General features: G+C 71.1%; 17 protein-coding genes. All 17 read right to left on the bottom strand.

Translation table 11 applies throughout. The annotated features are described in order from the left end of the window. Positions 1-141 precede the first annotated feature (141 nt). A complete protein-coding gene (locus tag KVS71_RS16865; protein WP_217585088.1) occupies positions 142-1089 on the bottom strand; it encodes an NUDIX hydrolase in 948 nt (315 codons plus the stop codon). Between the two features lie 62 nt (positions 1090-1151). Continuing rightward, positions 1152-2672, bottom strand: a complete 1521-nt coding sequence (gene der / locus KVS71_RS16860; protein WP_217585087.1) for a ribosome biogenesis GTPase Der — start codon at positions 2670-2672, stop codon at positions 1152-1154. Beyond that, a complete protein-coding gene (gene cmk / locus KVS71_RS16855; protein ID WP_144881344.1) occupies positions 2665-3363 on the bottom strand; it encodes a (d)CMP kinase in 699 nt (232 codons plus the stop codon). Before cmk ends, der begins: the two co-directional genes overlap by 8 nt. After that, positions 3356-4492 (bottom strand): prephenate dehydrogenase, encoded by a 1137-nt coding sequence (locus KVS71_RS16850; RefSeq protein ID WP_217585086.1) that lies wholly within the window; start codon positions 4490-4492, stop codon positions 3356-3358. The genes cmk and KVS71_RS16850 overlap by 8 nt, the downstream gene beginning before the upstream one ends. Beyond that, the gene (locus KVS71_RS16845; RefSeq protein WP_217585085.1) at positions 4489-5286 is read right to left on the bottom strand and encodes a pseudouridine synthase; all 798 of its coding nucleotides are present in this window, start codon (positions 5284-5286) and stop codon (positions 4489-4491) included. Before KVS71_RS16845 ends, KVS71_RS16850 begins: the two co-directional genes overlap by 4 nt. Further along, complete coding sequence (scpB, locus tag KVS71_RS16840; RefSeq protein WP_060921098.1) at positions 5283-5906, bottom strand: SMC-Scp complex subunit ScpB; 624 nt, start codon at positions 5904-5906, stop codon at positions 5283-5285. The genes KVS71_RS16845 and scpB overlap by 4 nt, the downstream gene beginning before the upstream one ends. Then, positions 5896-6768 (bottom strand): ScpA family protein, encoded by an 873-nt coding sequence (locus KVS71_RS16835; protein WP_060921097.1) that lies wholly within the window; start codon positions 6766-6768, stop codon positions 5896-5898. Before KVS71_RS16835 ends, scpB begins: the two co-directional genes overlap by 11 nt. Beyond that, positions 6752-7585, bottom strand: a complete 834-nt coding sequence (locus KVS71_RS16830) for a ParA family protein (RefSeq protein ID WP_164498181.1) — start codon at positions 7583-7585, stop codon at positions 6752-6754. The genes KVS71_RS16835 and KVS71_RS16830 overlap by 17 nt, the downstream gene beginning before the upstream one ends. A 160-nt stretch (positions 7586-7745) precedes the next feature. Next, positions 7746-8648: a site-specific tyrosine recombinase XerD gene (gene xerD / locus KVS71_RS16825; RefSeq protein WP_217585084.1), complete on the bottom strand. Its 903-nt coding sequence runs from the start codon at positions 8646-8648 to the stop codon at positions 7746-7748. A 2-nt stretch (positions 8649-8650) separates the two neighbouring features. Beyond that, positions 8651-9244, bottom strand: a complete 594-nt coding sequence (locus tag KVS71_RS16820) for an NUDIX hydrolase (protein ID WP_217585083.1) — start codon at positions 9242-9244, stop codon at positions 8651-8653. After that, positions 9237-10931 carry a CTP synthase gene (locus KVS71_RS16815; protein ID WP_060921094.1) on the bottom strand — a complete coding sequence of 565 codons (1695 nt, stop codon included), beginning with the start codon at positions 10929-10931 and terminating at the stop codon, positions 9237-9239. The genes KVS71_RS16820 and KVS71_RS16815 overlap by 8 nt, the downstream gene beginning before the upstream one ends. Positions 10932-10957: 26 nt before the next feature. Further along, entirely contained in the window at positions 10958-12640 is a 1683-nt protein-coding gene (gene recN / locus KVS71_RS16810) for a DNA repair protein RecN (RefSeq protein ID WP_105950130.1), read from the bottom strand. Then, on the bottom strand, positions 12637-13554 hold the full coding sequence (locus KVS71_RS16805) for an NAD kinase (RefSeq protein WP_060923487.1): 918 nt from the start codon (positions 13552-13554) through the stop codon (positions 12637-12639). Before KVS71_RS16805 ends, recN begins: the two co-directional genes overlap by 4 nt. Beyond that, entirely contained in the window at positions 13551-14348 is a 798-nt protein-coding gene (locus KVS71_RS16800) for a TlyA family RNA methyltransferase (protein WP_217585082.1), read from the bottom strand. Before KVS71_RS16800 ends, KVS71_RS16805 begins: the two co-directional genes overlap by 4 nt. Beyond that, positions 14345-14524, bottom strand: a complete 180-nt coding sequence (locus KVS71_RS16795) for a hypothetical protein (RefSeq protein ID WP_025105152.1) — start codon at positions 14522-14524, stop codon at positions 14345-14347. Before KVS71_RS16795 ends, KVS71_RS16800 begins: the two co-directional genes overlap by 4 nt. A gap of 49 nt (positions 14525-14573) precedes the next feature. Then, complete coding sequence (locus KVS71_RS16790) at positions 14574-15623, bottom strand: HAD-IIA family hydrolase (RefSeq protein WP_217585081.1); 1050 nt, start codon at positions 15621-15623, stop codon at positions 14574-14576. Continuing rightward, a complete protein-coding gene (locus tag KVS71_RS20075; RefSeq protein WP_254635891.1) occupies positions 15624-17570 on the bottom strand; it encodes a primosomal protein in 1947 nt (648 codons plus the stop codon). Positions 17571-17713: the final 143 nt, after the last annotated feature.

The following is a 17713-nucleotide window of genomic DNA, read 5'->3' as shown; positions in this document are numbered from 1 at the left end:
GACCATGTCGATCTGCGCCGCGTCAGACCACGTCGTGCCGCGCCACCTCAGACCACGTCGATCCGCGCGACCTCAGACCATGCCATGCCACGCCGCTGTATGAGTACCTGGATCCGCGGAGCGAAGCGCCCGCGTCTCGCGCTAGGCGTCGAGAAGACGGAGGAGCCAGCCGCTCGAGCGCACCTGCGCCCCGGCGGCCTCGACGCGGGACTGCAGCTCGCGGTCACTGGTCACCGCGAGAACCGGCGACGCGCTCGCGACCCGGCATTCGACCTCGGCGACGATCGCATCGTCACCGGCGCCCTCCGCACGCACGACGTCCAGGGCCGAGCTCGCGACTCCGGCTTCTGCGGCCGCGGCGTCCGCGGGTGATCCCGCCGCAGCGGCCTCCGCGATGTCCCGCGCGCGACCTTCCACGACGAGCGAGACCTCCGGGAACCAGGCGTCCCCCGCGAGCCCGAGGTCGTCCGCGGGCACGGCCAGCCCGGTCAGACGGTCGCGCAGTCGTGCGGCGGCTCCCGCACGATCCTTCCACCAGCCGTCCGGGACCGAGCCCACGACGTTGGCGGCGTCCACCACGACCACCGGATGCGCCGAGAGCTGAGCCCGCAGCATCGGCCACGCCGCACCGAAGCCGGGATGCAGGGGCAGCGCGTCCACGTCCTCGACGGGTACCCACGACAGCGCGACGCTCTCCGGGTCGCTGATCACGGGGTCGAACGGCGTGCGCACATCGGCGACGACGGTGGTGTACGACCAGATGCCGAGGTCGAGCACGCTCGTGAAGCGCGGCCGCACCGCACCATCCGGCACTCCCGCCTCTTCCTGCGCCTCCCGCACGGCGCCCACGATGGCCGCTTCTCCCTCGTGCAGCGCGCCGCCGGGAAGGCCCCAGGTGCCGCCGAAGTGGCTCCACGCGACCCGATGCTGCAGCAGGATGCCGCGCTCCGGGTCGACGGCGAGGAGGCCGGCTGCACCGAAGCGCCCCCAGTACCGCTCACCGGTGTCGGCGACCACCCAGGCATCGCCGGGATCGCGAGGCCCCTCGGGGCGACGCGGTTCACCGGCGGCGGGAGGTACGACAGTCACCCCCTCAGCTTTTCACAGCATCGGGGCTCCGGCGCCACCGCCGCGACATGCGCGGCAACGAGTCAGCGCTGGCGACGCTCCCGCACGCGCATGTTGATGACGATCGGCGTGCCCTCGAACGGGTAGAGCTCGCGCAGGCGGCGCTGGATGAACCGGCGGTAGCCCGGGTCGAGGAAACCGGTCGTGAACAGCACGAACGTCGGCGGACGGGTCGAGGCCTGCGTCCCGAAGAGGATGCGCGGCTGCTTCCCGCCGCGCACCGGGTGCGGGTGCTCGGCGACGAGTTCGGCGAGGAACGCGTTGAACTTGCCGGTCGGGATGCGGCGGTCCCAGTTCTCCAGCGCCATCTCGAGCGCGGGGACGAGCTTGTCGAGGTGACGACCGGTCTTCGCCGAGATGTTCACCCGCGGGGCCCAGGCCACGTGGGCGAGGTCCTGCTCGATCTCGCGCTCCAGGTAACGGCGGCGGTCGGCGTTCTCCAGATCGTCGTCGTTGAGGCGATCCCACTTGTTGAACGCCAGGACGAGCGCGCGACCCGACTCGAGCACGAGGTCGATGATCCGCACGTCCTGCTCGCTGATCGACTCCGACACGTCGAGGACGACGATCGCGACCTCTGCCTTCTCCAGCGCGGCGGACGTGCGCAGCGACGCGTAGAAGTCGGCGCCCTGCGCCATATGCACGCGGCGACGGATACCGGCCGTGTCGACGAGGCGCCACATCTTGCCGCCCAGCTCCACGACCTCGTCCACGGGGTCGCGAGTGGTGCCGGCGAGGTCGTTGACGACGACGCGCTCCTCGCCCGCGGCCTTGTTCAGCAGCGAGGACTTGCCGACGTTCGGGCGCCCCAGGATCGCGACGCGGCGCGGACCGCCGATCTCCTGCTTCGCCACCGCGGAGATCTCGGGCAGCTTCTTCAGCACAGCATCGAGGAGGTCGGCGACACCACGACCGTGGATCGCGGAGACCGGGTGCGGCTCCCCGAGACCCAGGTTCCACAGGGCGGCGGCTTCCGGCTCCTGACGCGCGTCGTCGATCTTGTTGGCGACGAGGAAGACCGGCTTGCCGCTCTTGCGCAGCAGCTTCACGACGTGCTCGTCGGTCGACGTGGCGCCCACCATGGCGTCCACGACGAACAGCACGACATCGGAGAGGTCGATCGCGACCTCGGCCTGAGCCGCGACCGAACGGTCGATGCCGCGGGCGTCGGGCTCCCAGCCGCCGGTGTCGACGACCGTGAAGCGGCGGTCGTTCCACTCGGCCTTGTACGTGACGCGGTCGCGGGTGACGCCGGGGGTGTCCTCCACGACGGCCTCGCGACGGCCCAGGATCCGGTTCACGAGCGCGGACTTGCCCACGTTCGGCCGCCCGACGATCGCCACCACGGGCAGCGCAGGCAGGAACTCGATGCCGTCCTCGCCCAGCGTCACGCCGGCGAGGAGCGCGGCGTCCTCGTCGTCGAGCTCGTAGTCGGCCAGGCCGGCGCGCAGGGTCTCCGCGCGCTGCTCGGCCAGCTGGTCATCGATCTGCTCGAGCTTCTCGGCGAGCTGGTCGGGACCGCCTTCGTATTCGTCGTCAGCCACGGTCTGCTCCTCGGAGTCGTTCGATCACCGAGAGGACGGCGTCGATGGTCTGGGGGAAATCGAGTGCGGTCGAGTCGACGACCTCCACGCCTTCCGCGGCGTTGAGGAAGTCGACGACGGCACTGTCGGAGGCGTCACGCTTGTGCAGCGCGTCCGCGACGGCGGCGGCGTTCTCGCCGGCGAGCTCGCCCGCGCGGCGTGCGGCCCGCACCTCGGGCGCCGCGGTCAGCAGGATGCGCACGGGCGCATCCGGTGCCACGACGGTCGTGATGTCGCGTCCTTCGACGACGACGGCCGGGTACGGCGCCTCGGCGACCAGCGCCCGGAAGAGCTCGTTGACCTGGGTGCGCACCTCCGGCACGCGGGCCACGCCGCTCACGGCACCGGACACACGCGGTTCGCGGATCGCGTCCGTCACGTCGACGTCGCCGACGCGCACCGTGCGGTCGTCGGGGTCGAGACCGAGACGGACGGGGAAGTCGGCGGCCGCGGCGCGCACGGCCTCGGCGTCGTCGGTGTCTGCACCGCGATCGAGCACATGCCAGGCGAGGGCCCGGTAGGCCGACCCGGTGTCGAGGTAGCCGAAGCCCTCGCGACGCGCGATCGCCTTGGAGACGCTCGACTTGCCGGACCCGGCGGGGCCGTCGATGGCGATGAACTTCGTGGCGGAGATGGTGGAGGTGTCAGTCATTGGTGTTCCCTGCGATGCGCCAGCCGCGTTCCTGGAGTCCGGTGATCGCGCCGTGCAGCGCCGCGGGGTCGACGCTGATCTCGGCGAGGCCGAACTGCGCGCCCGGAGAGTGCTCAAGGCGCAGGTCCTCGACGTTGACGCCCAGCTCGCCGAGTTCGCCGAACAGGCGCCCCAGCTGACCGGCGGTGTCGTCGACCATGACGACCAGTGTCTCGAAGCGTCGGTTCTGTCCGTGCTTGCCGGGGAGGCGCTCGACGCCGTCGTTGCCCTGGCGGATGGTCTCGGCGAGCACGCGTCGGGCGCCGGGGGCCCCGGGAGCGCGCAGCGCATCGGCGACCTCGCTCAGGTCGGTCGCGAGCGCGTCGAGGATCTCGACGACGGGACCGGCGTTGGCGCCGAGGATCTGCACCCACAGTTCGGGAGCGGACGCGGCGATGCGCGTGGTGTCCCGCACGCCCTGCCCGGCCAGACGGAGGGCGCCCTCCTCGGCCCCGGCCAGCCGACCGGCGAGGAGACTCGCGACGACCTGCGGCACATGCGAGGTGAGGGCGACGGAGCGGTCGTGCTCCTCCGGGGTCATCTCCAGCGGCATCGCGCCGACGTCGAGGGCCAGTGCCTCGACCAGCGCGAGGTCCCGCGCGGTGGTGTCCTCGTCGCGGCACACGACCCACGGCCGCCCGATGAAGAGATCGGCTCTCGCCGAGATCGCCCCGCCGCGCTCCCGACCGGCGAGCGGGTGCGAGCCGATGTAGCGGGCGAGGTTGACGCCGCGCTCCCGCAGCGTGCGGAACGGCTCCAGCTTGACACTCGCGACATCGGTCACGACGGCGTCGGGGTACCGCTCGAGCTCGGCCTGGATCACGTCGGCGGTCACGTCCGGCGGCACGGCCACGACGATGAGCACCGGCGCGTCGTCGTCCTGCGGAAGCCGCCCGGCACCGTAGTCGACGGCGAGGCGCAGCTGCGCAGGGGACGCGTCGGTGAGGACGACGTCGATGCCCTTCGCTCGGAGGGCGTGGCCGACGCTGGCACCGAGCAGCCCGGCACCGACGATGCGCACGGTGCCGGACAGACGCGGCGCCACGGCACCGGTCTTCCGCGCCGCGGGCGCACTCGTCGTCTGGGTCATTCGCTCTCCTGCTCGCCTGGCGCCTCGGCGACACCGGATTCCCGGCGCGCGAGAGTCAGCAGCGCGCCGACTTCGATTTTACTCAGTTCCCGCGTCCGACCGGCCGGGAGGGTTCCCAGGTGCAGCGGACCGAACTGCCTCCGCACGAGTTCCGTGACCGGATGGCCGACCGCGGCCATCATCCGGCGCACGATCCGATTGCGGCCGGAGTGCAGCGTGAGCTCCACGAGGCTCGAGCCGCGCGACGTGTCCAGCAGCCGGGCCTTGTCGGCGGCGATGGGGCCGTCCTCCAGCTCGATGCCCTTCGTGAGCTTCGAGATGGTCTGCGCCGTGACCGCCCCCTCGACCTTCGCGATGTAGACCTTGGTGACACCGAAGGAGGGGTGCGCGAGCACGTGCGCGAGCTCGCCGTCGTTGGTGAGCAGCAGCAGTCCGCTGGTCTCGGCGTCCAGACGCCCGACGTTGTACAGCCGCTCCTCGTAGTCCTTCGTGAAGCGCCGGAGATCCGGGCGTCCGCTCTGGTCGCGCATGCTGCTGACCACACCCGTCGGCTTGTTCAGCATCACGTAGCGCTTGGACACGTCGAGCTGCACCGCGGTGCCGTCCACGTCCACGAGGTCCCGCTCCGGGTCGATGCGGCGGCCGAGCTCGGTCACCACCTGGCCGTTCACGCGGATGCGCCCCTCGACGATGTACTGCTCGACGACCCGACGGGACGCCACACCGGCGGCCGCCAGCACCTTCTGCAGTCGCACGCCTTCGGGAGCGGCGGAATCGTGGGCGTCGGTGGTCATCGGACCGTCCCTTCGTCGAAGCCGTCGGCGCCGTCGTCGAGGAGCGGCGAGATCGGCGGAAGCTCATCCAGAGAGTTGATGCCGAGATGCTGGAGGAGCGCATCGGTCGTGCCGTAGTTGATCGCGCCGGTCTCGGAATCGGCGAACAGTTCCGTGATCAGCCCCCGCGCGAGCAGGGTGCGGACCACGGAGTCGACGTTGACCGCGCGGATCGAGGCCACCTGGCTCCGGGTCACCGGCTGCTTGTACGCGATCACCGCGAGCGTCTCCAGCGCCGCCTGGGAGAGCCGGGCCGGCGCCTGACCGCCGACGAACTCCGCCACGACCGGATCGAGGTCTTCGCGGACGTAGAGCCGCCATCCACCGCCGACCTCCCGCAGCTCGAAGCCGCGCCGCGGACCCGCGCCTCGACCGTCGTAGTCCTCGACCAGCGACTCGACCGTCTGCCGGACGGCGGGCACCGGCGCGCCGACCGCGGCGGCGAGAGCCACCAGGCCGATCGGCTCGTCGACGATGAAGAGGATCGCCTCCACACGCTCGCTGAGCGGGAGCTCGGACCCCGTCACGGCGTCGGGCTCGTCGCGGAGCCCGGTCTCTGCCTCGGTCACGTCATCGGTCATAGTCGGCCCCCAGGGTCGCGAGTGTCTCGTCCGACCAGGAGTCGGCGGCCCAGCGGAGCGTGAGCTCCCCGAGCGGTTCCAGTTGTTCGAAGGAGAGCGCAGCGTGCCGGTACAGCTCCAGCACCGAGATGAAGCGGGCCACGACGATACCCGGCTCGGTGACGCCGGCGACGAGCTCGCGGAAGCTCAGCGATTCGGTGCCGCGCAGCAGCGTGACGACGATGGCGGCCTGCTCGCGGATGCTGACCAGGGGTGCATGCAGATGGTCGAGGCCGACGTGCGGGATCTCCTTCGGCGCGAAGGCCAGAAGCGCCAGCGCCGCGAAGTCGTCGGGGGTGAGCGACCAGACGAGCTCGGGCGTCTGCTTCCGGTGCTTCTCCTCCAGAGGCACCGCACGCACATGACGGCGGTCCTCCCGCTGCAGGCACCGCGAGAACCAGGCGGAGACCTCTTTGAACGCGCGGTACTGCAGGAGGCGGGCGAAGAGCAGGTCGCGCGCTTCGAGCAGGGCGACGGCCTCGGCGTCGACGAGCTCGCCCTGCGGCAGCAGTCCCGCGACCTTCATGTCCAGCAGGGTCGCGGCGACGACGAGGAACTCCGAGGCCTGATCCAGCTCCTCCTCGTCCTCCAGGTCGGCGAGGTACGCGATGAACTCGTTGGTGACGGCGCTCAGCGACACCTCGGTGATGTCCATCTCGTGCTTCGAGATGAGGTTCAGCAGGAGGTCGAAGGGGCCGTCGAAGTTCGACAGCGAGACGCGGAACCCCGCGGCGTCGTCGGCAGACGAAGACTCCGCCGCGTCGACGGCGTCGGCGGATGCCGGGACCTCAGCGGTTCCGAGCTCGTCAGGCGACGGCGCCACGGGCGACCAGCTCCCTGGCCAGCCGCAGGTATGCCTGTGCGGCCGCGTGCTCCGGAGCGAACTCGGTGATCGGGACCCCCGAGACCGACGCATCCGGGAACTTCACGGTGCGGCCGATCACGGTCTCCAGCACGTCGTCGCCGAACGCCTCCACGACCCGCTCCAGCACCTCGCGCGAGTGCAGCGTGCGAGGGTCGTACATGGTCGCCAGCAGCCCGTCCATCTCGATGGAGGGGTTCAGGCGATCGCGGACCTTGTCGATGGTCTCGATGAGGAGCGCGACACCGCGGAGCGCGAAGAACTCGCACTCGAGCGGGATGATGACGCCGTGCGCAGCCGTCAGCGCGTTCACGGTCAGCAGACCGAGCGACGGCTGGCAGTCGATGAGGATGACGTCGTACTCCCCCGCCACCTGGCGCAGCACGCGGGCGAGGATCGTCTCGCGGGCGACCTCGTTCACGAGGTGCACCTCCGCGGCGGAGAGGTCGATGTTCGCGGGGAGGACGTCGAGACCGGGCACGTTCGAGTGCACGATCGCGTCGTGCGCGTCGCGCTTCGTGTCGAGCAGGAGGTCGTAGACCGTCGGCACGTCGTGCGTCTGAATGCCGAGACCGGCGGACAGTGCGCCCTGCGGGTCGAAGTCCACCGCGAGCACCTTGCGGCCGTACTCCGCGAGCGCGGCGGCGAGGTTGATGGAGGTGGTCGTCTTGCCGACGCCGCCCTTCTGGTTGCAGAGCGCGATGATGCGGGCCGGGCCGTGCGACTTCAGCGGCGCCGGGATCGGGAAGCCCTGGTACGGACGGCCGGTGGGTCCCATGGGAGTGTCGTCGGCCTTCTGCGCCTTCGCCCTGGACTTCGCCACTTTCTCAGCCACCGGTTCTCCTGCTCCTTCGTGCTTGCTCGATTGTAGCCGCCCAGCGTTCCCCAGCCGTCTCGGCGCGCGGCGGGCGACCCGGTACCGGCCGCGGCCTGCGCGGTCAGCGCGCCCGGGGATGAGAGGTCGCGTAGATGTCACGGAGAGCATCCACCGACACATGCGTGTAGATCTGCGTCGTCGCGACCGAGGAGTGCCCCAGCAGCTCCTGCACCACCCGCACGTCGGCACCGCCCTGCAGGAGGTGCGTCGCGAACGAATGCCGCAGCGTGTGCGGGGAGACCTCGGCGGTGAGCTGTGCGCGCTCGGCAGCGGAACGGATCACCAGCCACGCGCTCTGTCGCGAGAGCGGGGCACCGCGCGCGCCGAGGAAGAGCCGGGCCGATGCGCGGCCCTTCGCCGCGAGCTCCGGACGGACCCGGGTGAGGTAGGCGTCGACGGCGGCGCGGGCGTACGACCCCACCGGGACGATCCGCTCCTTCGAGCCCTTGCCCCGCAGGCGCAGCACCTCGCCGTGCGCCATGTCGTCGACGTCGAGACCGACCGTCTCCGACACCCTGGCACCCGTGGCGTAGAGGAGCTCCAGCAGCGCCCTGTCCCTGATGCCGAGCGGTTCCTCGGCCGACGGCGCGGCGAGCAGGCGCTCCACCTGGTCGATCGTGAGGGCTTTCGGCAGCCGGCGCGGGGTCTTCGGTGGGCGGAGTCGTCCGGTCGGATCGTCCGCCTCGATGCCCTCGCGGGCGAGGAACCGGTGCCAGCCGCGCACCGAGGACTGCAGGCGCGCCAGGCTCGTCGCGGCCGGCGGCGGCTCCGCGGACGCGCGGGCGGCGATGAAGCGGTCGACGACGGCGGGCGTGATGTGCGCGGTGTCGTCGATCCCGTCCGCAGCGAGCCAGTCCCGGTAGCCCTCGAGATCCCGCCGGTAGGCGCCGACGGTGTGGCTGCTGAGCCCGCGCTCGATCGTCACATGACGCAGGTACGCGTCGAGGGCGCGATCGAGCAGCATGCTCAGCTCCGGTCGCGCAGCCTCTGCGCGGCGGCCAGGACGCCGATGGAGAGGATGCCGTTGTGCAGGCGTCCCTCCAGGACTCCGGCGACGGCCTCGTGCAGCGGCACCCACGCGACGCGGATGTCGGCCTCCTCGTCCTCGCGGTCATGCGCGGTCTCGGCGGCTGAGAGTCCGGTCGCGAGGAACACCCGGATGAGCTCGTCGTTACCGCCGGGCGTCGTCCACGACGACACCAGGGGCTCCCAGTGGGCCGCGACGAGGTCGGCTTCCTCCGCGAGCTCGCGACGGGCGGCCGCCAGCGGCTCCTCCCCCGCGATGTCGAGGAGGCCGGCTGGCAACTCCCAGTCGCGGTGACGGATCGGGTGACGGTACTGCTGGATGAGCAGAACCCGCTCTTCGTCGTCCAGCGCGAGGATCGCGACGGCCCCGGGGTGGGCGACGTACTGTCGCACGATCTCGCCGTCGCCGTAGCGGACCCGGTCAGAGCGGACGTCCCAGACGTACCCCTCGTAGACGAGGTCGCTGCTCAGGACCTCCGGCTCGAAGGGCTCGTCCCGCAGCGGTTCCGGCACGCCCGCCTTCGACTCACTCATCGACGGGCACGTCGAACAGCTCGCTCGCGCGGTGACGCGCGATGGCGGCACCGACGAGACCGCGGAACAGCGGGTGCGGGTCGGTCGGACGCGAGCGGAGTTCCGGGTGGGCCTGCGTGGCGATGTAGTACGGGTGCACGTCGCGCGGCAGCTCGACGTACTCGACGAGGTCCAGCTCGGGGTTCAGACCCGAGAACACCAGACCGGCCTCCGACAGGCGATCGCGGTAGGCGTTGTTGACCTCGTAGCGGTGGCGGTGACGCTCGGACACCTCGGCGGCGCCGTAGACCTCACGCGCCAGCGAACCCTCCGCGAGAGCCGCCTTGTACAGGCCCAGGCGCATGGTGCCGCCCAGGTCGCCGCCGTCGAGGATCTCGATCTGCTCGGCCATGGTCGCGATGACGGGCTCCGCGGTATCCGGATCGAACTCGCTGGACGAGGCTCCGGCGATTCCGGCGACGTCGCGGGCGTACTCGATGACCATGCACTGCAGCCCCAGGCAGAGGCCGAGGGTCGGGATGCCCTGCTCGCGGGCGAACTTCAGCGCACCCAGCTTGCCCTCGATGCCGCGGATGCCGAAGCCTCCGGGCACGCAGATGCCGTCCAGCTCCGCCAGCTGCTCCTGCGCGCCCTCCGGCGTCTCGCAGAGGTCGGACGGGATCCAGCGGATGTTGACCTTGGTCTCCTGCGCGAAGCCGCCCGCCTTGAGGGCCTCCGTCACGGACAGGTAGGCGTCGGGAAGGTCGATGTACTTGCCGACGAGGCCGATCGTGACCTCGTGCTTCGGGTTGTGCACCGCGTGCAGCACCTTGTTCCAGCGCGTCCAGTCGACGTCGTCCGCCTTCTGGTCGAGGCCGAGGCGGCGCACGATGTAGGAGTCGAGGCCCTGCTCGTTGAGGGTCGACGGGATGTCGTAGATGCTCGGCAGGTCGACGGTGTTGATGACGCCTTCGACGTCGACGTCGCACATCAGGGCGATCTTGTTGCGGTTGCTCGCGCTCACCGGGCGGTCGCTGCGGAGCACGAGGGCATCGGGCTGGATGCCGACCTGGCGGAGGGCTGCGACCGAGTGCTGGGTCGGCTTGGTCTTCTGCTCGCCGGACGCGCCCATGAACGGCACGAGCGAGACGTGCACGAAGAACACGCTGTCGCGGCCGAGCTCGTGACGCAGCTGGCGCGCCGACTCGAGGAAGGGCTGCGACTCGATGTCGCCGACCGTGCCGCCGACCTCGGTGATGATCACGTCGGGACGCGGGTCCTCGGTGGCCTGCAGCCGCATGCGGCGCTTGATCTCGTCGGTGATGTGCGGGATGACCTGCACGGTGTCGCCGAGGTACTCGCCGCGACGCTCGCGGGCGATCACCTGCGAGTAGATCTGACCGGTCGTGACGTTGGCCGCCTCGGACAGGTTGATGTCGAGGAAGCGCTCGTAGTGGCCGATGTCGAGGTCGGTCTCCGCACCGTCGTCGGTGACGAACACCTCGCCGTGCTGGAACGGGTTCATGGTGCCCGGATCGACGTTGAGATACGGGTCGAGCTTCTGCATGACCACGCGGAGTCCGCGAGCGGTCAGGAGGTTGCCCAGGCTGGCCGCGGTGAGCCCCTTGCCCAAAGACGAAACGACACCACCGGTCACGAAGATGTGCTTGGTCGTGTCGTTCTTGGGCCCCGCAGAAGAAGAGTTCATCACGGGCTTCTATCCTAACAGTTCATTCAGACGCCGAGGCTGAGAAGCTCGCGGGCGTGGGTGAGTGCGGCATCGGAATCCGCGAGGCCGGAGAGCAGACGGGCCATCTCGGCCTCGCGCTCCTCCCCGTCGAGCCGCCGCACGCTGGAGGCGGTGACGGCGCCGTCGTGCGATTTCACGACGGTGAGGTGGTTGTTCGCGAAGGCGGCGACCTGCGCGAGATGGGTGACGGCGATCACCTGCGACTTCTCGGCGAGTCGGGCGAGTCGCCGACCCACCTCGATGGCCGCCGCGCCGCCGATTCCCGCGTCGACCTCGTCGAACACGAAGGTGGGCACCGGGTCGGTCGCCGCGATGACGACCTCGATCGCGAGCATCACCCGCGACAGCTCGCCGCCGGAGGCCCCCTTGGCGACCGAGCGGGGTTCGGCGCCGGGATGCGGGGCGAGCAGGATGGCGACGTCGTCGCGGCCGTGGGTGCTCTCAGACCCCGGGGTCACAGAGACCTCCAGGCGCGCGTCCGGCATCGCCAGCGCGTGCAGCTCGGCCGTCACGGCCTCGCCGAGTCGGCCGGCCGCCTCGTTCCGGGCCGCGGTGAGAGCGTCGGCCCGGGCGTCGAGCTCCGCCCTGGCCGCGTCGCGCTCGGCGGTGAGGCGTTCCAGACGCTCTCCGTCGTCGTCGAGTTCGGCCAGCCGCGCGGATCCGGTCTGCCACAGCGCCAGCGCCTCCGCCAGCGAGCCGTGCTGACGGATGAGGACGCCGAGTGCGGCCCGGCGCTCCTCGACGGCGGCGAGCTCATGGGGTCCGGATTCGTCGAGGTCGGCGAGGAAGCCGGAGAGCACACCGGCGGCGTCGGCGATCCGGTAGCCGATGTCGGCCAGGGTCTCCGCGACCTCCGCGAGCTTCGGGTCCGACACGCGCTCGATCGCTCGGCGTGCTTCCGCGACCAGCGCCGACGCATCGGGCTCGCCCTCCTCGTTCGAGAGGGCCCCGTGGGCCAGGGCGGCGGCGACGCGGAGTTCCTCCGCGTTCGCGAGGCGCTCGGCACGAGCCGCCAGCTCCTCGTCCTCGCCCTCCTCGGGGGCGGTCGCCTCGATCAGGGCGAGGTCCTCCCGCAGCCGAGCGGCCTCCTCGGCACGCCGGTCGCGATTCGCGGTGATGTCGATGATCTCGGCGTCGAGGGTCCGCCAGCGCTCGAACGCGGCCTGGTAGTCCTCCAGCGCCCGGGCGATCGGTTCGCCGCCGAAGCGGTCGAGGGCGTCGCGCTGCGCGGCGGCCGACCGCAGCCGGAGCTGCTCGGACTGTCCGTGCACGACGATGAGCTCGTCTGCGAGCGAGGAGAGCACCCCCGCCGGAGCGGCGCGGCCGCCGACGCTCGCACGGCTGCGGCCCTCGGCGCTGAGGGTGCGCGACACATACAGCTCGGCGGTGCCGGCATCGGCCGGCTCCAGCTCTCCCCCGGCCTCGGCCACGATGTCGGCGACCTCGCCCTTCTCGGGCACGATCCACACCCCGGCCACCGACGCCTGGGCCGCGCCCTTGCGCACGGCCCCCGAGTCGGCGCGCTGGCCGAGGAGCAACCCGAGGCCGGTGACGACCATGGTCTTGCCCGCGCCCGTCTCTCCGGTGATCGCCGTGAAGCCCGGGCCGAGCGGCAGGACGGCGTCAGCGATCACGCCGAGCCCCTGCATGCGCATCTCCTCGATCATGCGTCGCTCCTCCGCTCCTGTCCGCGCCACCCTTCGACGGGCAGCTGGAACTTGCGGACGAGACGGTTCGTGAACGCGGTCGGGTGCAGGCGCGCGAGACGGACCGGGCGCGACGAGCGGCGCACCACGACGCGAGCGCCCGGCGGGAGGTCGTGGGAACGACGGCCGTCGCACCAGAGGATGCCGGAGCCGTCCGTCCGCTCCAGCATCTCGATGGCCACGGCCGCATCGGGGCTCACCACGAGCGGCTTCGCGAACAGGGCGTGTGCCGACAGCGGGACCACCGCGATGGCCTCGACCGTCGGCCAGATGACGGGTCCGCCGGCGGAGAAGTTGTAGGCGGTCGAGCCGGTCGGGGTGGAGATGACCATGCCGTCGCAGCCGAAGCTCGACAGGGGGCGCCCATCGATCTCGAGCACCACCTCGATCATGCGCTCGCGGCTCGCCTTCTCGACGGTCGCCTCGTTCAGGGCCCAGGTTTCGAAGACGACGTCGCCGGACCGGTCCTTGACGCGCACCGACAACGCCAGGCGCTCCTCGACCTCGTAGTCGCGGGCGATGACGCGGCGCATCGCGTCGTCCATGTCGTCCCGGTCGATCTCCGCGAGGAAGCCGACGTGTCCCATGTTGATGCCGAGCACCGGGGCGCCGCTGTCGCGGACGAGCTCCGCCGCGCGGAGGATGGTGCCGTCGCCGCCGAGGACGATCGCGAGTTCGAGGGTCGACGGCCCGGAGGCGTCCAGCACCTCGACGTCCGCGAAGAACGCATCGACCGCGGCGAGCTCGGCATGGTCGTCAGCTGCCAGGACGGGACGGACCCCCGCACCGCGGAGGGCGCCGATCACCCGACGGGCGGCCGCGACGGTGTCGACGCGGCCCGCATGGGCGACGACCAGGATCCTGCGCTCGTTCATCGTCCCCCTGCCAGCCGGTTGATGGTGTCCATCCATTCTGTCGGATTGCTCCCGCCGCCCGGCACGAAGTGCACGAGATACTCCGCATTGCCGTGAGTCCCGAGGATCGGGGAGGAGACGATCCCCGCCATCCCCAGCCCCGCGTCCCACGCGCTCCACACCACGCGGGCGACGGCGTCCGCACGGGTGGCGGGGTCGGTGACGAGACCGCCGCGCACGGCCGTCCGCCCGACCTCGAACTGGGGTTTGACCAGCAGCAGCACGTCGGCGCCCGGTGCGGCGACGGAGACCACCGCGGGCAGCACGAGCTCGAGCGAGATGAAGGAGAGGTCGCCCACCACCAGATCGGGGGGCGCAGACTCCCCCGTCGCCGCGGCGAGGCCGTCACGCGTCATGTGCCGCACGTTGAAGCCCTCGACGGCGATGACGCCGGGGTCGGCAGCGACCGCGGGGGCGAGCTGGCCATGCCCGACGTCCACGGCGAGGACACGGCGCGCGCCGCGTTCCCGCAGCACCTGCGTGAATCCGCCGGTCGAGGCCCCCATGTCGAGCGCCAAGCGCCCCTGAACCGGGATGCCGAAGCCGTCGAGCCCGGCGACGAGCTTGTGCGCCCCGCGGCTGACGTAGTGGTCGGCGCCGGCGACCGTGATGGTGTCGTCGTCGCTGACCGGGGTCGAGGCCTTCACGACTGGGCGGCCGTCGACGCTCACGAGGCCGTCGGCGATGAGGGTGGCGGCATGCGTGCGCGAACGGGCGAGTCCTCGGGCGGCGAGGGCGGCGTCGAGTCGCGTCATCGTGGTCCCGGGGTCTCCCGCAGGTCGTGCCGGGATCCGCTCTCGAGTCGTCGCGAGAGTTCGTCGTGCAGGGCCGAGTACGCGTCGGCGCGTGCGGCGAGCGGCTGCCCTTCGATCAGGCGCAGACGACTCCACAGGCCGTCCGTCGGCGCGCTGGTCGTCGTCTCATCGCTCACGCTTCCACTGTACGCGGCGCCACCGACGGGCGGCGGCGCCACGCGTGGCTCAGGGGCGGTGGAACGGGTCCGCGTACAGCCGCTCCGGAACCCGGAGGACGAACACCGGTGTCCCGGACGCCCAGATCGCGGCGGCACCCGCACGGAGCAGGTCGAGCTGGTCGCCGGACTCGGCGACGATCTCGACGTCTGCGCCCCGGACGCGGACGGCGGCGCCGTTCACGTCGAACACGCCGTCGGTCACGGTGGGCTCGGGGTACGGCTCGTGCAGTCCGCGCAGGTCGCCGAGGATGTAGGTCGGGCGCGATCCTTCGGGCGCGGCGAGGACGTGCTTGGGGCGGTCGATGCCGGTGAGCACCAGGGCGGACTCGATGCCCGCACGGCTGGCACCCATGATGTCGGTGTCGAGGCGGTCACCGATGAAGAGCGCCTTCGCCGCGCCGAAACGAGCGAGCGCCTCCTCGAAGATCGGGGTCTCCGGCTTGCCCGCCACCGTCGCCAGACGACCGATCGCGGTGTGCACGGCGGAGACGAGAGTGCCGTTCCCCGGGGCGACGCCCCGCTCGCGCGGGATCGTCCAGTCGGTGTTCGTGGCGATCCACGGGATGCCGCCCTCGTCCTCGGGGACCTTGAGGGCGAACGCCGCCTCGGCGAGGTCGGTCCAGGCGACCTCGGGCGCGAAGCCCTGGACCACGGCCTGCGGCGCGTCCTCGGCGCTGCGCGTGACCGTGTACCCGGCCTTCTGCACCTCGTCGACGAGGCCGTCGCCGCCCACCACGAGGATGGTCGCCGGCGCCGGCACGATCCCGGACAGCAGACGCATCGCCGCCTGCGGGCTCGTCACGACGTCCTGCGGAGCGACGTCGAGTCCGAGACTCGTGAGGTGCGCCGCCACGGAGGCGTCGGTGCGCGAGGCGTTGTTGGTGATGTAGCCGAGACGCACCGTGTGCGCCGCCGCGTTCAGGCTCTCCACCGCATGCGGCAGAGCGCCGGGACCCGCGTAGACCACGCCGTCGAGATCAGCGAGGACGGTGTCGACGCCCTCGAGGGGTGTGTGTCCCGCGGGTTGCTTCCGCGCCTTCGGTGTGAAGAGTCCCACCTACGCCTCCGGCTTCTCAGGCGCGGAGGGCGAGTCGTCCTCCGTCTCGTCGTCATCCGTCTCGTCGTCCTCGCCGAGCAGCTCGCGCACCTCGTCCTCGATGGACGGCTCGGGGGTGTCGACCGCGTCGGTGGCTTCCGTCGCGACGTCGGCTTCCGTTGCGTCGCCGGCGACGTCCTCGACAGAAGCAACGTCCTCGACGGAGAGCTCGTCGTCGGAGAACTCGTCCTCGACGAGGCCGTCCTCGACGTAGAGTTCCTCGTCGCCGGCCTCATCCACACCGAGAGCTTCCGCAGCGACCTCGGCGCGATGCGCCCAGAACTCCGCTTCGTCGGTGCGCCCGAGGTCCTCCAGCACGGCGGCCCGTGCGGCGAAGAGCGCGGGGCTCCACTCGAACGCGCGGTCCGGGTCGAGCTCCGGAATCTCGAGTTCGCCGAGGGCCAGCTCCAGGTCTCCCTGGTCCAGCCGGGCACCCGACATCGCGATCGCGAGAGCCACGCGCACCGGGGTGGTGAGAGCCGATCGGTCCACGGCGCGGCCGGTCTCGAGGGCGCGGTCGGGACGCCCGATGCCGCGCTCGCTGTCGACCATGAGGGCGATCTGGTCGTCCTTGCCGGAGATCCGGCGATAGGTGCGAAGTTCACGCAGAGCCAGGGCGAAGTCGCCCGTCGCGTAGGCGGTGATGCCGAGAGTCTCGCGGACGATCGCGATCCGGCCGGCACGACGCGAGGCCGCCAGGGCATGCTCGTGCGCCAGAGCGGGATCCTCGTCGATCAGCCGGGACGCCATCGCCAGGTGTCGGGCGACGAACTCGGCGTTCTCCTTGCTGAGCGTCTTCAGCTCGTTGCGCGCGGACGGGTGCAGGTCGCGTGCGGTGAGCTCGTCCGGGAGGCGGGGCTCATCGAACCGAGGACGCTCGTTCGCCGCGTTGGCCGGACGTTCCCGCCCGGCGCCGCCGCGCTGCGGGAAGGACCGCGACCGGTCACTCCCCCGCTCACGCGCGAACCCACCCTCGCGACGGGGGGCACCACCGTCACGGTTGTAGCCCCCCTCACGGCGGGAGCCGGAGTCACGGTTGTAGCCGCCCTCGCGCCGCGGAGCGCTGTCGCGGTTGTGACCACCCTCACGACGCGGGCCGGAGTCGCGGTTGTAACCACCTTCGCGACGCGGGCCGGAGTCGCGGTTGTAACCACCCTCACGACGCGGGGCACCACCATCACGGTTGTAGCCACCCTCACGACGCGGAGCACCATCACGGTTGTTGTAGCCACCCTCACGACGCGGAGCGCTGTCGCGGTTGTAACCACCCTCGCGACGCGGAGCGCTGTCGCGGTTGTTGTAGCCACCCTCACGACGCGGAGCGCTGTCGCGGTTGTTGTAGCCACCCTCACGACGAGGGGCACCACCATCGCGGTTGTAGCCGCCCTCACGACGCGGGGCACCACCGTCGCGGTTGTAGCCACCCTCACGACGAGGGGCACCATCGCGGTTGTTGTAGCCACCGTCGCGACGGGGGGCACCACCATCGCGGTTGTAGCCACCCTCACGACGCGGGTTGGAGTCACGGTTGTAACCACCCTCGCGACGCGGAGCGCTGTCGCGGTTGTTGTAGCCACCCTCACGACGAGGGGCACCACCGTCACGCTTGTAATCACCCTCGCGACGGGGGGCACCATCGCGGTTGTTGTAGCCGCCCTCGCGTCGGGGAGCACCACCGTCGCGGTTGTAGCCACCCTCACGACGAGGGGCACCACCATCACGGTTGTAGCCACCCTCACGACGCGGGGCACCATCACGGCTGTAGCCGCCCTCGCGACGCGGGGCGCGGTCACCCGAGCCGGCACGAGATGCGCCGTCACGGTATACGGGGCGACCTCCGGAAGGACGTTCGTTGCGCTGGTTCCTGTCGTCGTTGCGACGCGGACGGCGCTCTTCCTCTTCCGGCATGGTGCTCCCTGTTCTCTTCGTGCTGTAAACGCAAAATGGCCACCCAACGATGGGTGGCCATTTCGACTAAAAGGAGTCCGGCGGTGTCCTACTCTCCCACAGGGTCCCCCCTGCAGTACCATCGGCGCTGTGAGGCTTAGCTT

The sequence above is a fragment of the Microbacterium sp. GbtcB4 genome, from assembly GCF_019091465.1.
Classification (GTDB): Bacteria; Actinomycetota; Actinomycetes; order Actinomycetales; family Microbacteriaceae; genus Microbacterium; species Microbacterium paraoxydans.
The sequence above is the reverse complement of the archived record's forward strand: the minus strand, read 5'-3'. Positions and strand labels throughout refer to the sequence as shown.

What these genes read in the sequence shown, in the direction of transcription:
- cmk (WP_144881344.1), bottom strand. Translation starts at nt 3,363, where the DNA reads ATGACTGACACCTCCACCATCTCCGCCACGAAGTTCATCGCCATCGAC.
- KVS71_RS16850 (WP_217585086.1), bottom strand. Translation starts at nt 4,492, where the DNA reads ATGACCCAGACGACGAGTGCGCCCGCGGCGCGGAAGACCGGTGCCGTG.
- KVS71_RS16845 (WP_217585085.1), bottom strand. Translation starts at nt 5,286, where the DNA reads ATGACCACCGACGCCCACGATTCCGCCGCTCCCGAAGGCGTGCGACTG.
- scpB (WP_060921098.1), bottom strand. Translation starts at nt 5,906, where the DNA reads ATGACCGATGACGTGACCGAGGCAGAGACCGGGCTCCGCGACGAGCCC.
- KVS71_RS16830 (WP_164498181.1), bottom strand. Translation starts at nt 7,585, where the DNA reads ATGGGACCCACCGGCCGTCCGTACCAGGGCTTCCCGATCCCGGCGCCG.
- xerD (WP_217585084.1), bottom strand. Translation starts at nt 8,648, where the DNA reads ATGCTGCTCGATCGCGCCCTCGACGCGTACCTGCGTCATGTGACGATC.
- KVS71_RS16820 (WP_217585083.1), bottom strand. Translation starts at nt 9,244, where the DNA reads ATGAGTGAGTCGAAGGCGGGCGTGCCGGAACCGCTGCGGGACGAGCCC.
- KVS71_RS16815 (WP_060921094.1), bottom strand. Translation starts at nt 10,931, where the DNA reads ATGAACTCTTCTTCTGCGGGGCCCAAGAACGACACGACCAAGCACATC.
- recN (WP_105950130.1), bottom strand. Translation starts at nt 12,640, where the DNA reads ATGATCGAGGAGATGCGCATGCAGGGGCTCGGCGTGATCGCTGACGCC.
- KVS71_RS16805 (WP_060923487.1), bottom strand. Translation starts at nt 13,554, where the DNA reads ATGAACGAGCGCAGGATCCTGGTCGTCGCCCATGCGGGCCGCGTCGAC.
- KVS71_RS16800 (WP_217585082.1), bottom strand. Translation starts at nt 14,348, where the DNA reads ATGACGCGACTCGACGCCGCCCTCGCCGCCCGAGGACTCGCCCGTTCG.
- KVS71_RS20075 (WP_254635891.1), bottom strand. Translation starts at nt 17,570, where the DNA reads ATGCCGGAAGAGGAAGAGCGCCGTCCGCGTCGCAACGACGACAGGAAC.